The sequence below is a fragment of the Bacillota bacterium genome (assembly GCA_013178305.1).
Taxonomy (GTDB): domain Bacteria; phylum Bacillota; class Sulfobacillia; order JABLXB01; family JABLXB01; genus JABLXB01.
Genome location: JABLXB010000011.1, coordinates 1 through 14,926, shown reverse-complemented (window position 1 = coordinate 14,926; position 14,926 = coordinate 1). Strand labels below are relative to the sequence as shown.

The 14,926-nt window shown below is 60.6% G+C and carries 17 protein-coding genes; 16 read left to right on the top strand and 1 reads right to left on the bottom strand.

Annotation, left to right across the window (positions count from 1 at the left end; translation table 11 throughout):
• Positions 1–41: 41 nt before the first annotated feature.
• Entirely contained in the window at positions 42–575 is a 534-nt protein-coding gene (locus HPY55_15995) for a transposase (protein ID NPV72108.1), read from the bottom strand.
• A gap of 156 nt (positions 576–731) precedes the next feature.
• Between HPY55_15995 and HPY55_15990 the strand changes: the two genes are divergently transcribed.
• The 16 genes from HPY55_15990 (at position 732) to HPY55_15915 (ending at position 14,751) form a co-directional block, all read left to right on the top strand.
• Positions 732–1,046, top strand: a complete 315-nt coding sequence (locus tag HPY55_15990; protein NPV72107.1) for a hypothetical protein — start codon at positions 732–734, stop codon at positions 1,044–1,046.
• A gap of 190 nt (positions 1,047–1,236) precedes the next feature.
• Positions 1,237–1,434, top strand: coding sequence for an ATP-binding protein (locus HPY55_15985; protein NPV72106.1), 198 nt, complete (start codon positions 1,237–1,239; stop codon positions 1,432–1,434).
• Between the two features lie 240 nt (positions 1,435–1,674).
• A complete protein-coding gene (locus HPY55_15980; GenBank protein NPV72105.1) occupies positions 1,675–1,887 on the top strand; it encodes an AAA family ATPase in 213 nt (70 codons plus the stop codon).
• Positions 1,884–2,567, top strand: a complete 684-nt coding sequence (locus tag HPY55_15975) for a hypothetical protein (protein NPV72104.1) — start codon at positions 1,884–1,886, stop codon at positions 2,565–2,567. The genes HPY55_15980 and HPY55_15975 overlap by 4 nt, the downstream gene beginning before the upstream one ends.
• Before the next feature lie 248 nt (positions 2,568–2,815).
• Positions 2,816–5,113 (top strand): BglG family transcription antiterminator, encoded by a 2,298-nt coding sequence (locus HPY55_15970; protein ID NPV72103.1) that lies wholly within the window; start codon positions 2,816–2,818, stop codon positions 5,111–5,113.
• A 92-nt stretch (positions 5,114–5,205) separates the two neighbouring features.
• Entirely contained in the window at positions 5,206–6,486 is a 1,281-nt protein-coding gene (locus HPY55_15965) for a PTS ascorbate transporter subunit IIC (GenBank protein NPV72102.1), read from the top strand.
• Between the two features lie 83 nt (positions 6,487–6,569).
• A complete protein-coding gene (locus HPY55_15960) occupies positions 6,570–7,307 on the top strand; it encodes an SIS domain-containing protein (protein NPV72101.1) in 738 nt (245 codons plus the stop codon).
• 34 nt (positions 7,308–7,341) lie between these two features.
• Positions 7,342–7,638: a PTS sugar transporter subunit IIB gene (locus tag HPY55_15955; GenBank protein NPV72100.1), complete on the top strand. Its 297-nt coding sequence runs from the start codon at positions 7,342–7,344 to the stop codon at positions 7,636–7,638.
• Positions 7,639–7,754: 116 nt separating this feature from the next.
• The gene (locus tag HPY55_15950) at positions 7,755–9,008 is read left to right on the top strand and encodes a competence/damage-inducible protein A (GenBank protein NPV72099.1); all 1,254 of its coding nucleotides are present in this window, start codon (positions 7,755–7,757) and stop codon (positions 9,006–9,008) included.
• Positions 8,972–9,571: an RNA 2',3'-cyclic phosphodiesterase gene (gene thpR / locus HPY55_15945; GenBank protein NPV72098.1), complete on the top strand. Its 600-nt coding sequence runs from the start codon at positions 8,972–8,974 to the stop codon at positions 9,569–9,571. Before HPY55_15950 ends, thpR begins: the two co-directional genes overlap by 37 nt.
• Positions 9,572–9,642: 71 nt before the next feature.
• Positions 9,643–10,677, top strand: a complete 1,035-nt coding sequence (gene recA / locus HPY55_15940; GenBank protein ID NPV72097.1) for a recombinase RecA — start codon at positions 9,643–9,645, stop codon at positions 10,675–10,677.
• Positions 10,674–11,174, top strand: coding sequence for a regulatory protein RecX (locus tag HPY55_15935; protein NPV72096.1), 501 nt, complete (start codon positions 10,674–10,676; stop codon positions 11,172–11,174). Before recA ends, HPY55_15935 begins: the two co-directional genes overlap by 4 nt.
• A gap of 221 nt (positions 11,175–11,395) precedes the next feature.
• The gene (gene rny, locus HPY55_15930) at positions 11,396–12,940 is read left to right on the top strand and encodes a ribonuclease Y (protein NPV72095.1); all 1,545 of its coding nucleotides are present in this window, start codon (positions 11,396–11,398) and stop codon (positions 12,938–12,940) included.
• Between the two features lie 63 nt (positions 12,941–13,003).
• On the top strand, positions 13,004–13,510 hold the full coding sequence (locus HPY55_15925) for a hypothetical protein (GenBank protein NPV72094.1): 507 nt from the start codon (positions 13,004–13,006) through the stop codon (positions 13,508–13,510).
• Positions 13,511–13,570: 60 nt separating this feature from the next.
• Positions 13,571–14,350 carry a TIGR00282 family metallophosphoesterase gene (locus HPY55_15920; GenBank protein NPV72093.1) on the top strand — a complete coding sequence of 260 codons (780 nt, stop codon included), beginning with the start codon at positions 13,571–13,573 and terminating at the stop codon, positions 14,348–14,350.
• Between the two features lie 140 nt (positions 14,351–14,490).
• Positions 14,491–14,751: a stage V sporulation protein S gene (locus HPY55_15915; GenBank protein ID NPV72092.1), complete on the top strand. Its 261-nt coding sequence runs from the start codon at positions 14,491–14,493 to the stop codon at positions 14,749–14,751.
• The last annotated feature ends 175 nt before the right edge of the window (positions 14,752–14,926 follow it).

Sequence of the window (14,926 nt, the reverse complement as noted above, 5' to 3'; positions counted from 1 at the left end):
CTGGTTCGGGGTTCGCCTCCCAGACTTCATCGAGATACTCTTCAGGCTTTCTCAGGGTCGAGTACAGCGACCTGCTCACGAGCGAGTCCAGCGAGGCGTTCGCCTTGAGGAGCGTGGAATCGAGGAAAAGCCTGGTCGCTCTCTACCAGGCCCTTCTCCTTACATTGCCTCACGATCTCGGCAAAGAACTCCTCGTGGACCTTTCTCCCGAACCTGGCTCTTGCCTTCGAGAGAATGCTGTGATCGGGTGGGGTCTCGTCCAAGTCGTACCCGAGGAACCACAGGAAGGCCATCTTCAGCCGGCACTCTTCAGCCAGTCGCCTCTCAGACGTGATTGCGTACAGGTAGCCGATGAGGCTCATCTTGAAGACCACGACAGGATCAACTGACGGCGCCCCGGTGTGGCTATAGAACGGGCGTGCGAGGCGGCGGATGAATCCGAAGTCAACCGTGCTGCTGATGATCCGGAGGAGGTGATCGGCGGGGACCTTTTCCTCAAGCGAGAAGCCATACAATAACTTGCCCTGGAAGTCCTTGACTCCCATCATGCCTATTAGATCACCTGCCTGTGCCAATCCTTACCTCCATTCTAGCTCAGATGATCCTGCACAACAAGCGTTTGGCAACAGGCCCGGCGCCAAAAAGTTGACCACCCTAACTCGAGCCTGAAGATCGAGCACTACCTGAAGGCGATCAGCCGGAAACCCTATGCTGCAGCACATGCCGCGGTAGTGAGGCGCCTGCCCAGTCTGTACCAGCAGGCCCGGGAACTGGCGAGCAAGGCGGATCCGACCGGGTATCGCGAGTTCGTGGAGATACTCATGCTGCACCGTGACTTTGAGCAGGAAGATATCCTGGAGGTGCTCGCCCGGGCCATCAGGCAGGGGCGCGTGGTGGCCGATGAGGTGCGGCAGGAACTGCTGAACAGAACGGGGACCGAACCTGATCTGAGCGCCGGCGCCGGCACACCGCAGCACCTCTTGGCTCTCCGGGTCGATGTTGGGAATCCACAGGATTACGACAGGCTCCTGGGGGTGGGAGCATGACGCCCGACCAGACAGCTGTCGAAGGCCTGGTTGACCTTTACTGCAAAGAACTGAAACTGCCTGGTGTACGCAGTGGCTATCGTGAGCTTGCCCGGCAGGCAATGGACAAGGGGACAGCCCCCACTCAGTTCCTGCTGAGTTGTCTTGAGCAAGAAGCTGAGTCCAGGAGGGAGCACCGTCTGCGGAGCCGATTGCGGGCTGCCAGGTTTCCGTCGATGAAACGCTGGCCGACTTTGACTTCTCGGTTGTGCCTACGCTGCCGAAAGCAAAGGTGTACAGCCTGGCGGACGGCCAGTTCATCCGCAGGAAGGAGAACCTTGTGTGTCTCGGCCCGCCATACCTTGGCATATCCCATCTGACAGTAGTCACGGGCCGAGCGGAGCTATAATGCGTGGAACTCCACGTAACGGCCTTCTCGCGGTACTCCTTGACCATCCTGTCAGTCCGGATGGCTATTGCCCTTCTGACAGAGACTCGGACGGCCTGCCCAAGCTGATCGGGGTCGGCTTTGTCCCGAGTTGCCGGAACGGCGCCCAAGGGGCCTGCGGTGCGCTTTCGCGATGATGTCCCGTCGTGCCGCAAAGTCTCCGCCTCCGCCGCATCGAAGGCCTCCCGCAGGGCAGGGGAGATGTTACCTGCTGCGAGGTGTGCACTCAAGAAGTCCACTATTCACACGACACGAAACCAGCTCCTGGTGGAGATGGACGGCCTGTCGGTTGATGACGACGTCAGGATTCTGGTGATTGCGGCGACGAACAGGGCGGACCTGCTCGACCCCGCGCTTACGAGGCCGGGGCGCACCTCGAAAGCCTTGCGAACGAGTCGGCGATCCTTGCGATGAGAGAGGGCAAGGAACTCATCGAGCAACGCCATCTCGAGGAGGCCATCGACAAGGTAATCCTCGGGGAGAAGCTCGACTGGAGACCGACCGACGAGGACTTGAGGCGGGTTGCGATACACGAGGCCGGCCATGCCATAGTAGGCGAGTGCCTGCGGCCGGGGTCCGTGGCGTCGATCACGATATCGCCGCGCGGGCAGGCGCTGGGCTACGTGCGCAATGCCCCGAAAGACGAGCAGTATATCTATGCCAGGGAACAGCTCGAAGAAGAGATATCGGTGCTGGTGGCGGGGGCGCTTGCCGAGGAGCTGGTGTCGGGTTCACGCAGCACCGGAGCGGCCGAAGATTTCGAGAGGGCCGTGCACCTGGCGAGGCGCATCGTGTTGACGGGGATCTCGCCGCTCGGAATAATCGACCCGCAGTCGATACCTGGCGAGGTGCTGGCACGCGCGGTGGCGCAGACCATCAACGGACCCGAGAAACGGGCGCGGGACATTCTGATGAGGTATAGACGCGAAGTTGAGAACGTGGCAGGTATGCTGCTGGAGTCCGAGAGGATGGAGAATGAAGCGCTGAGGCGCATACTGTCGCGCGGGCACGCGAGTAAACCCATCTCGCTGCCGCCGCGGGTGGCAGGCCTGCTCAGGCAGCGCAACCGCGCACGACTTCGCGGGGCGGGATAGGCAGCGGAGTCGCGACGGGGGACATACAGGTCTTGAGGGGCCCGGCAGGCGCCGGGCCCTCCGTCATCTCCGGGGTCGTGAGATCCTACCAGTGCGGTTTCATGATTGCCTCATTTTTAGGGCAAGACATTTTGCCTCGGGAGCGGGAGGGAAACCACTTCCGTGGTGAGAAGTCAGCAATTTACGTAGCATGCTATGGTTCTCGTTCTGCTCTCAGTTTGCCACATATCACGAGAGGGAAAATGGCAATGGCTGATCTGAAAGCTCGCTCCTCCCAGGTCCTGCGCCATCTGACCAATGCCCCTGGTCCGGTAACCGTAGGCCAATTGGCGCGGCAATTCGGAGTCAGCAAGCGGACAGTACGCTATGACCTTCAAGCCATTGACGATTGGCTGGTAGAACGAGGCTTCCCACGCCTGGGGAAGCGGCCGCGGGTTGGAGTCTGGGCTGATGCTGACAGGACGGGTATCCTTGGCGCCCTGGCTAGCTTGACACCGCAGCATTACATTCTGTCGCCACGAGAAAGGCTCAGGGCCGTCCTCCTGACCCTCTTCAGTCACGGTGAACCGGTGTCAAGCGCCACGCTCGCTCTGCGGCTCTCAGTGAGCAAGGTGACAGTAGCGAGAGATCTGCTTCGAGCCAGGAAATGGCTGGATAGCTACGATCTCCGCCTTGAATTGGTGAAGCAGGGTTACCGGGTGTGTGGTAGCGAGACTAACCTGCGACGCGCTGTCCTGGATCTCCTTTTCGGCGGTATGGATACCGCCGACATACTCCGGATGCTCGACAGTTACCGACGACCCGAATATCCACTGGATCCCCCTCGCGGCAAGAACGTGGACTCGCCGCCACCACGAGAAAGTGTAGAACTGCAACCGGAGGTTTTCTCGTTATTCAATGGGTTTGACCTGGGTTTCGTGGAGCAATGTGTTCTGGCGGCGCAGGACGATCTAGGGGTACAATTTGCCGATACCGCATTCGCAGCACTGGTGATTCATCTGGCCATTGCGGTGAAGCGCCTCCAGATCGGACGCTGCATCCAGATGCCTGAGGGGCAGCTAGCCACCCTCAGGGATTCGTCATTCTTCGAGGTGGCTCGGGGCTTGGCTGAAAAGGTTCAGAGAAGGTTCGGCGTGACCGTCCCCGAAGCGGAGGTTGATTATATCAGCCTGCATTTGCAGGGTACGAGGGTGCAAGTGGCCGAGAAAGCGCCGGCGGTGGAACAACTGGCCAGGCGTGTTGCCCGAGAAGCCGAGCGAATACTGGGTTTACCGCTTTCGCAGGACGATAAGCTGATCTCGGGCCTGGCCCTGCATCTTGGCCCTGCGGTCCACCGGCTGGTAAATGGAATGCCCCCAATCGTGAACCCACTCGAGGCTGACATAGAGCGGGACTACCCGGCTGTCTGTCTGGCGGCCAAGCAAGCCTGCCAGGCATTACAAGAGGTGATCGGGGTAGTCTTTCCAAAGAGCGAGGTCGCTTACGTTGCCATTCACCTGGGCGCGGCTGTTGAACGCATCTCGCGTGGCTCGGGTATCACTTCCGGTCATCCCAAAATCCTGGTAGTTTGCGCAACTGGTGTGGGGACTGCCAACCTGTTGGCCTCGCGCCTGAACACCGAATTTCCCCTGCTGGAGATCGCAGGTGTGCACTCCTTGCGGCAGGCCAAGAGCCTTTCCAGGAGAGCCTTTGACCTGATCATCAGCACCGTACCGGTACCCACCGCACTTGGGCCGGTTTTGTACGTTAATCCACTGTTGCCACCGCCCGACGTGGCAAGGGTGTCCGCTTTCCTGGTTGACTTGCGTTTGACTGAGACGAATAAGCCACACGATGCCGGCAGGGAACGGAGGAATGCTGCGCCTCCATATTCTGTTCGCCTCCCCGGCGAAAGGAACCCCGATAGGTCGCTGACAACGGCGGTCGTGGATGACATTACATCTCTAGTAGCCAAACATGCAAGAATCACTGACCCTGATAGGCTCCACGCTGCTCTACTCCACTACATATCCAGGCTGCAGGGTGAGCTTGTCAGAGGAGGCAGGCCGATGCTCACTGATCTCCTTACCAGGGAAACCATTGGACTTCGAGTGACTGCGAGTTGTTGGGAAGACGCAGTTCGCGCCGCCGGCAGGCTCCTGGTCGATACTGGAGGAGTGGTGGACTCCTATGTTGAGGCCATGGTTGACACGATCAGGGAGATGGGTCCGTACGTCGTGGTGGTGCCGGGGGTCGCGCTTGCTCATGCCCGCCCTGAGACCGGCGTAAAGACCATCTGCATGAGCCTTGTACAGTTGGCCTCCCCAGTGATGTTTGGAGCCGGGCTCAATGATCCGGTCCATCTGGTCTTTGCCTTCGGGGCGATAGACCACGATTCTCATTTGAACGCTCTGTCGCGCCTGGCCCGGATCCTCGGGAACAGGGAGCAGGTCAAGGGTCTCCGGCACGCTCGAAGCAAGAGTCAGGTACTTGGTATCCTCCGAGCCGACTCGGGAGGGGGTGATAAAGGGAGTAAGCCTAATCTTTCCGGCGAGCGTCAGTGCTGATATCCGTGGTGTGTTCGGACCCCAGCGGCCTTTTGTCAAGAAGCGATGTCTCGTGTCTGGGCAAGAACCGAATAAAGAGGAGGTTGACGAGCATGTCAACGTTTGAGGCCATTGCTAGCTTCCTGGCGACCAACATTTTCGGGCAGCCGGCGGTGCTGATAGCGCTTGTAGCAATGGTTGGGCTAGTTGCTCAGCGGAAATCCTTCAGCGACACTGTCATGGGTACGATCAAAACTATGGCCGGGTTTCTTATCCTGGTGATCGGCGCCGGAGTCATTGTGCAGGCTTTGAACAACTTCACACCAATCATCCAGCAAGCGTTCGGCATCACTCCCGTGCCTGACAAGGGGATGGGTTTAGACAAGTTCATGGCCACATACAGCGGTGCCGCCGCTCTAATCATGACATTCGGATTTCTCATCAATGTGATCCTTGCCCGACTTACTCCCTTTAAGTACATTTACCTCACCGGTCACCTGATGTTCTGGGTCTCACTCGTCATGCTGGCAGTGATGAAAGAGGTCTCCCCCAACGCCTCCATGACGTCCATGGTGGTGGTCGGCTCAGTCATCATGGGCCTCTACTGGACGCTGCAGCCGGCTTTCATCCATCGGGCAATGACCCGAGTGACTGAGTCCGGTGCTGTGGCTTTCGGCCACACATCGTCCTCGGGAGCGTGGTTGGCCAGCGTCCTTGGGCGCTTTGTCGGTAAGCCCGAGCAGAGTACGGAGAAGGTTACTTTGCCGGAAAACATCAGTTTCATTAAGGACGTGACGGTTGGAACGAGCGTGGTGGTCAGCCTGGTCGCGGTGATCGCTGCCCTGTTCGCCGGCCAGAGTTTTGTTTCCAAGCAGGCTGGCTCCATGAATTACATCATCTACGCCTTACTTGAGGGCTTCAAGTTTGGCGCCGGAACTACTGTACTCTTGATTGGCGTACGGATGATCCTTGCAGAAATCGTCCCCGCTTTCCGAGGCATCGCTACCAGGATAGTGCCCAACGCCAAGCCGGCTTTGGACTGCCCCATCGTCTTCAACTATGCGCCGATGGGCGTGATCATTGGGTTCCTGTCCGCCACGGCAATGTTCCTGGTCCTCATGCTCGTCTTCGGGGCCACGGGCTTTGCGGTGATCATTCCGCCCATGATCCAGCTTTTCTTCCCCGGCGGCGCGGCGGGCGTGTTCGGCAACTCCACGGGCGGCATCAGGGGCGCCATTCTGGGTGGAGCACTGATGGGTGCACTCCTCGCCTTCGGCCAGGCTATCACCGCTCCAATGCTATCTACCACAGCCTCGCAGCTGGCCTTGATGGCTGACCCCGACTGGTATATCCTGATCCTGGTCTTCAAGCCGTTACTTGCGCTATTCATGTAGCGATTTCCTATGTATGGACCTGGGGCGCCAGGGTCGCCTCGCGGACTGGCGCCCCGCCGTTGTTCGGAAGGGGAGGGAAGCAATTGTCGGCCTTTCTTACCTACTTTGACCTGGCCTGCAGCACCTTGAAGGAAATCAGGGATACGCAGGCAGAGAACATCAAGGCTGGATCTGATCTGATTACCAAAACGATTCTGGATGGCGGGATGGTGCATGTCTTTGGCGCCGGCCACTCCCATACTCTGGCTGAGGAGATGTTCGCGAGAGCGGGCGGATTGGTTCCAGTCAGCCCGATTCTGGACGCAGACCTGACGGCGCTGGGAGGCTTCATGAAATCCAGCGATCTCGAACGCCTGGAGGGTTTCGGTCGAATTGTCTTCACTCACCACGATGCCCGGCCCGGAGAGGTCGTCCTTGTGATTTCCCAATCCGGGAAGAATCCCGCTCCGGTCGATGTGGCTTTGGCCGCACGGGAGAGAGGCCTGAAGGTGATTGGCATCACCTCTCTCGTACATTCGCGCGCTGTTCCTCCGGGACACTCCAGCGGCAAGAAGCTATACGAGATAGCCGACGTGGTTATTGACAATCGCGTGCCATATGGAGATGCTGCAATTGAGATATGTGAAGGAGCGCCCCGGGTGGCTCCGCTGTCAACGGTGGCCTGCGCCGCCATCTGCAATAGTCTTGTGGCCGAGACAGCTTCCCGCCTGGCGCTTCACGGCATTCATCCACCTGTCTGGACGAGCGGGAACGTGCCGGGTGGACATGAAGCCAATGCGGCGTATATCGAGCGGTACCGGTCGCGCTGGCACGTTATCTAGTTGTTCACCGATTGCTGAGAGGGGAGTGGTCCCAATGCAGCGGCCAAGCCCACTCAAGATCCTGACTGTCTGCGGCGTGGGAATGGGTAGCAGCCTCATGCTCCGGATGTACGTCGAGGATGTACTGGCCGAGCTCAGGATTAAAGCTAAGGTCGAGGCTACCGATGTCAGCACGGCCAAAGGTGCTGGGGCCGACATCGTCATGGCTTCACCGAGTCTGGTGGGTGTGCTGGCGGGAGCGGCACCTGCAGTGATCCCAATCCGCGATTTCACGGATAGGCAAGAGATCAAGGCCAGGTTGAATGAGTACCTGGCCGGACGGCATGGCTAAAGACTGGAAGATCGCAGGGGTATTGCAGCCCGGCTGCTACTGACCGCAGTAAAGGAATAATGAGCCTGAGCCGCGAAAGGATAGCCCCGTGAAGCACACACAGAGGGTGTTCCAGTTTGATAGCTGAGATCGTCGGTGTGGGCACGGAGCTGTTGCTCGGCCAGATAGTCAACTCCAACGCGCAGTACCTGAGCGACCGGCTGGCGTCGCTGGGGGTCAACGTCTACTATCACGTGGTCGTGGGGGATAACGCCGAGCGGCTCGCCGGCGTCATCAGGCAAGCCCTCGCGAGGTCCGACCTCGTGATAACGACGGGAGGGCTCGGGCCCACGATGGACGACCTGACGAGGGAAACCGTCGCCTCCGTCCTCGGGAGGCGTCTCGTTTTTGATGCGGACGTCTGGGAGGAAATAGAGGCTTTCTTCGAGCGCGTGCGTCGCAGACCCACGGACAACAACAGGAGGCAGGCCTATGTCATTGAAGGGGCCGGTGTCCTGCCGAATTCACGGGGTACGGCCCCCGGCCTCGTGGTCGAGGAGGGCGGCAAGGTCGTAGCGCTCCTTCCCGGCCCGCCGCAGGAAATGACCCGGATGTTCGAGGATCACGTGGTGCCGTACCTGATAGGGCGAGGCGCGGGTGCCGAGATCATCCACTCACGCGTCCTGAAGGTATGCAGCCTGGGGGAGTCCGCGGTGGAGGATAAGCTCCGCGACCTCATGGAGGCCGGCACAAACCCCACGGTGGCGCCGTACGCTTACCCCGGCGAGGTGCGGCTGAGGGTGACCGCGAGGGCCCGCTCGAAGGATGAGGCGGAGGCGCTCATTCACCCCGTTGAGGCCGAGATAAGGTCGAGGTTGGGGGAGTTCGTGTTCGGCGCCGACGAATGCACGCTCGAGGCCGCGGTCGGCGAACGCCTTCGCTGCCTGGGCCTGACGCTCTCGCTTGCGGAGTCGTGCACCGGAGGTCTCGTGGGGCACCGCGTCACCGACGTGGCGGGGAGTTCGGACTACTTTCTCGGCGGATTTGTGGCCTACAGTAATGATCTCAAGGTCGGGGAGCTGGGTGTGAAAGAAGAGACCCTGCGGCGGTTCGGGGCTGTCAGCGAGCAAGTGGCGCTGGAGATGGCCGACGGGGCGCGCAGTGCCACCGGAAGCGGCATAGGTATCGGGATAACCGGTATCGCTGGACCGTCCGGCGGCTCGGAAGCCAAGCCGGTCGGGACCGTGCACATCGCCATAGCCGGCCCTAACGGTTCCTATCACAGGGGATTGAGCCTCTGGGGCGACAGGCGTGACATCAAATGGCGCGCCTCTCAGGAGGCGCTCGCGATGCTGTGGCGTTATCTCTCAAAGGCGGGTGCGAGGGTGTGACGACCGTCCGCTGTTTTGTGGCCGTAAGACTCGCCGAAAACCTGATGCGGCCCGTCATCGAGGTCGTGAACGTCCTCCGGAAGACCGGCGCCGGCGTCAAATGGGTGGAGCCGGAGAACCTCCATTTCACCCTGAAATTCCTGGGCGAGATTTCGGCGGCGGACGTGGCGGTGGCGGAAGGGGCCGTGCACCGCGCGCTGGCCGGCAAGTCGAGATTCTCCATCTCGTTGGGGGGCGTCGGGGCGTTCCCCTCGGCGGGTTCGCCGAGGGTGGTGTGGCTGGGGGTTACGTCTGGGGCCGGTGAGCTCAGGGCGCTGGCGGCCGATGTGGAGCGCGAGCTGGAGTCCGAGGGGTTCCCGGGGGAGAAGCGTGCCTTCTCGCCCCACCTGACGCTGGGCAGGGTGCGGAGCCCGGGCGGGGCGGGGGCGCTCTCGCCGTTGCTGAGTTCTCTCAAGGACCGCGCGACGGGCTCGATGGAAGTCTCCGCCGTTCACCTCATGAGAAGTACGCTGGCGCCCAAAGGCCCTGTATATCAACCGGTACGTTCCTGGGATCTTCCCTAGTGATTGAGGCGGAGTGTATACTTGTATTTTAGGAAGGGTTGCCAGCCGGTGGACCCTTGGGAGGGGAACTGGTGATCGAAAAGGAGAAAGCGCTTGAAGTTGCCCTGGTACAGATAGAGAAACAGTTCGGTAAGGGTTCGATAATGAAACTCGGCGAGGCGTCCGCCAAGATGAGCGTGGAGGTCATCCCAACGGGGGCGCTCACGCTGGACATCGCCCTGGGCGTCGGCGGCGTTCCCAGGGGTAGGGTCGTCGAGATATACGGCCCCGAGGCCTCGGGGAAGACCACTGTTGCGCTGCATATCATCGCGGAGGCGCAGCGCGGCGGCGGGATAGCCGCGTTCATCGACGCGGAGCACGCGCTCGACCCGCTGTACGCGAAAAAGGTCGGGGTCGACGTGGACAACCTCCTGATCTCCCAGCCGGACACAGGCGAGCAGGCGCTCGAGATCGCCGAGGCGCTGGTCAGGAGCGGCGCCGTGGACATTGTGGTCGTGGACTCGGTGGCCGCGCTGGTCCCGCGAGCCGAGATCGAGGGAGAGATGGGCGACGCCCACGTCGGGCTGCAGGCAAGACTGATGTCGCAGGCACTGCGCAAGCTTACCGGCGCAATATCGAAGTCCAAGACCACGGCGGTATTCATCAACCAGATAAGGGAGAAGGTCGGCGTGATATTCGGAAATCCCGAGGTCACTCCGGGCGGGCGCGCGCTCAAGTTCTACGCGTCGATCAGGATGGATGTCCGCAAGATCGAGACCCTCAAGCAGGGCACGGACACCATCGGGACGCGCACCAGGGTGAAGGTTGTGAAGAACAAGGTCTCGCCCCCCTTCAAGCAGGCCGACTTCGACATCATCTACGGCGATGGTATATCGCGCGAGGGATGCGTGGTCGACGTCGGTTGCGAGCAGGGGATCATCACGAGGACCGGCACGTGGTACTCGTTCGGCGAAACCCGTATAGGCCAGGGAAGGGACAACGTCAGAGATTACCTCAGGCAGCACCCGGAGCTGCTGGCGGAGATAGAGGGGCGTATAAGGCAGCAGCTAAAGCTGGGGACCGTCAAGGCGGCGGCCGCCAGCGACGAGGCCGCGCAGGACGTGTGAACCGCGCGGAAGAGGCGTTGAAAGCGGCGGTGGAGATCCTCGGGAGGCGCGGGGCGTCCGTCGCCGAGATCGAGGCCGCGCTCAAGCGCAAGGGCTTCGCGGGGGAAGAGATCCGCGAGGCCGAAAGCCGTTTGAAGGAACTGGGCTACCTCGATGACGAAAGATTCGCCACGGAATGGGCGTCTCTCCGCGCTGGCGGCGGGAGCGGCGTAGCCCGCCTCGGCGCAAACGGGTTGAGGGCGGGGCTCATCGGCAGGGGCATCGAACCACGGCTGGCCGCCGAGGTCAGCGAGACGGTAATGCCGCCTGATGCGGAAACGAGGGCAGCACTGGAGGTCGCGAGCAGGAGGCTGCGCGTGTACTCGCGGCTCGACCGCGAGACACAGGAGAGGCGGCTCTGGTCATATCTGGCGAGAAGGGGGTTCCGGCCTGCCGCAATAGCGAGGGCCCTCGCCGAAACGCTGAACGTCACTGACGGAGACATGGGAGAGACTTGACACTCAATACGGCTAAGGCTAAAATTAATCGGGACATTTCTCGGTGTCTTGAAACCGCGGTTATTTCAGGGTCTTTGCGACCTTACCATATAATTCACCCGGCGCCCCGGCGGCGTCCGGTATACACGGTCGTATCCTGGACAACCAATGCGATGTAGTTCGAGGCCGAGTCACCCGACTCGGCCGGTTTGCTTTTACAGGGGAGGTGAAACAGCGTGCCTTTGAACGTGTCTACGAATCCGGTTCTGGTTGGAGTCATATCTCTCGTCGTTGGCGTGGTAATAGGTGTGTTCGTCCGGAAGATGCTCGCGGAGGCGAGGATTTCTTCGGCCGAGGAGGCCGCCCGCAGGCTAATCGACGAAGCCCGCAAGGAGGCCGACGCGCGCAAGAAAGAGGCGGTCCTCGAAGCCAAGGACGAGGTTCACAGGCTTCGCGCGGACGTAGAGAGGGAAACGAGGGAGAGAAGGGCGGAGATTCAGAGGTTCGAGCGCAGGCTGATGCAAAAGGAGGAAACGCTGGAGAGGAAACTCGACGGTCTCGAGCGCAAGGAAGAGCATCTCAGCAGGCGCGAGAAGGAGCTCGAGAAGCTCCACGAGCAGGTCTCCGAGGTAAGGGCCAGGCAGATCTCCGAGCTCGAGAAGATCTCAGGCATGACCAGCGAACAGGCGAGAGAGTCGCTCCTCAAGCGGGTCGAAGAGGAGATTCGCCAGGACGCGGCGGCGATGATCAGGGAGGTCGAGGCGCAGGCCAAGGAAGAGGCCGAACGGAAGGCGAGGGACATCATCTCGCTGGCCATCCAGCGTTGCGCCGCGGATCACGTTGCGGAAGCCACGGTGTCCGTGGTGGAGCTCCCGAATGACGAGATGAAGGGCAGGATCATTGGCCGCGAGGGCAGGAACATCCGTACGCTCGAGACGCTCACCGGAGTCGACCTCATTATCGACGACACCCCCGAGGCCGTCATCCTCAGCGGGTTCAACCCTATCAGGCGTGAGGTCGCGAGACTCGCGCTCGAGAAACTCATAGTCGACGGCAGGATCCACCCCGCACGGATTGAGGAGATGGTGGACAAGGCGGAAAAAGAGGTCGACGCCAAGATCCGTGAGGAGGGGGAGGCCGCAGCCATCGAGGCCGGCGTGCACGGGATGCACCCGGAGATCATCAAGCTGCTCGGGCGCCTGAGGTTCCGCACGAGTTACGGTCAGAACGTGTTGAAGCACTCCATCGAGGTCGCACACCTGGCTGGCGCCATGGCGTCGGAACTCGGCTGCGATGTTACGGTGGCCAAGCGCGCGGGCCTATTGCACGACGTCGGTAAGGCAGTCGACCACGAGGTGGAGGGCTCCCACGTTCAGATAGGTATAAACCTCCTCAAGAAATACAAGGAGAGCAACGAGGTCATCCAGGCGATGGAGGCGCACCACGGCGACGTGGAGCCCAGGACCGTGCTCGCCTTCCTGGTATCGGCCGCCGACGCTGTGTCCGCCGCAAGGCCCGGCGCCAGGCGCGAGACCCTCGAAGCATACATCAAGCGCCTCGAGAAGCTGGAGGAGATCGCCGACTCGTTCGACGGGGTCGACAAGGCGTACGCGATCCAGGCGGGCCGCGAGATAAGGATCATGGTGAAGCCCGAGAAGATAGACGATCTCACCGCCACCAAACTGGCAAGGGACATCGTGAAGAAGGTTGAATCCGAGCTCGAATACCCGGGTCAGATCAAGGTGACGGTGATACGGGAAACGCGTGCTATCGAGTACGCCAAGTAAAGGGCAGGATTACGGAACGGGTCGAAGAATCAAGTTTCAGCAGTAGTTGAGAGGGTGGCGTTCTTGGCGAAGAGGGACGAGAGCTCTAAGGGCGTAGGGTTGCTCATCTCGGTGCTCGTACGGTATCCGGAACTGTCGAGCGTCAATTTCGACCCGCATGACAAGGCGATCAAGTTCTCGTTCATCCTTACGAAGCCCCTTGACGACGAGGGGTTCGGGCGCCTGAAAGCCCGCGTCAGGATGAGCGTCGAGGCGTACGGCGAATTCAAGGGCAGGAATCCGGCGGCGGTGGACGTATCGCGGACCGACTTCGGGGACATTACTGTACTCGAAGTATGCAGGGACGTCGACACGCTCACCCAGGAGGAGATTTCCCTGGTCATCGAGATAGTCAGGGAAATGTTCGGTGGCCTCCTGGCGGCGGACAGGAACGACAACATCATGGAGGAAGACCTGCTGGTCCAGGAAGAGATAATCGACGAGATGCTCCAGGACGTAAAGGATTGCCGGCAGGACAGGAACATCATAGCATTCAGAGAAGAAGGCAGGGTAGTGGTGTTCAACAAGTGAAACCCGGACCAGGGGCGCCGCCCCTGGTTCTCGCTTTGCGGTCGTGAAAGGATGTAAGCCTTGATAATCCTGTTCATTGGGGACATCGTCGGCAGGCCCGGCAGGATGATGGTGGAAGAGCACCTCGTGTCGCTGCGCCGGGAGACCGGCGCTGACCTTGTCATAGCCAACGGCGAGAACGCTGCCGGAGGAATAGGTCTTACCCGCGATACTGCGGACGAGATTTTCGGCGCGGGCGTCGACGTCATCACCATGGGAAACCACGTCTGGGACAAGAAGGAACTCCTCGAGTACATCAACGTCGAGCCGCGAATACTACGCCCGCTCAATTACCCGGGAAAAGCCCCGGGACAGGGCTCCATCATAGTGGATGGTGGGGGTTCGCCGGTGGCGGTGGTCAACGCCGCCGGCCGGGTCTTCAATACCATTCTCCTCGAGTGCCCCTTCAGGAAACTTGCTGACGAGGTGGACAGGCTCAAGGCCGAAGCGCGCGTGGTCGTAGTCGACTTTCACGCCGAGGCGACGTCCGAGAAGGTGGCGATGGGGTGGTACCTGGACCGGAAGGTGACCGCGGTGGTTGGCACGCACACCCACGTGCAGACAGCGGACGAGATGGTGCTCCCCGGTGGGACCGCGTATATTACGGACGTGGGCATGACTGGGCCCTATCATTCCATTATCGGGATCCAGACCGACCTCGTACTCGACCGCTTTCTGACCCAGATCCCCGTGAAATTCGAGGTAGCCAAGGGGCCGCGGCAGCTCTCCGCAGTGGTTATCGAGGCGGATGAAACTACGGGGAAAACCAGAAGCATCAGAAGAATACTAATTAGAGAATGATTAGAGGACTGGCCGGATAACAGTGCTTGCAGAATGCAGAAACTGGTAGTAGTATAAAAGTTAGGCAGAAAAGCGCGCGCACCAACCAGACCCTATCAAGGACCAGCACTTCAGACATATGAGGAGGGGGAGCACCTTTGGTGGAAGTGCTCAAGGTTTCGTCCAAGTCAAGTCCTAATGCGGTTGCTGGGGCACTGGCGGGCGTGATAAGAGAGCGCGGAATGGCCGAGATGCAGGCCATCGGGGCGGGGGCGATCAACCAGGCGGTCAAGGCGGTTGCAATAGCGAGAGGGTTTGTGGCGCCCAGCGGAATCGACCTGGTGTGCGTACCGGCCTTCACGGACATTCAGATCGACGGCGAGGAACGTACGGCAATAAAACTGATCATAGGGCCGCGCTAGGTCCGGCGCTAGCGCCCGCCTCCCCAGGGCGAGGAGGCGGGCTTTACTGTTGTGCGCCCGGCAGGGCGCGTTCACTAGTGGGTGAGAGTCCCATACAGGCCCGACAGGGGGAACTGTTAGCCGGACGGCAAGGGTGTCCACTGTGAGGTGGAATCTGGAGGAAGCCGCAGGCAAA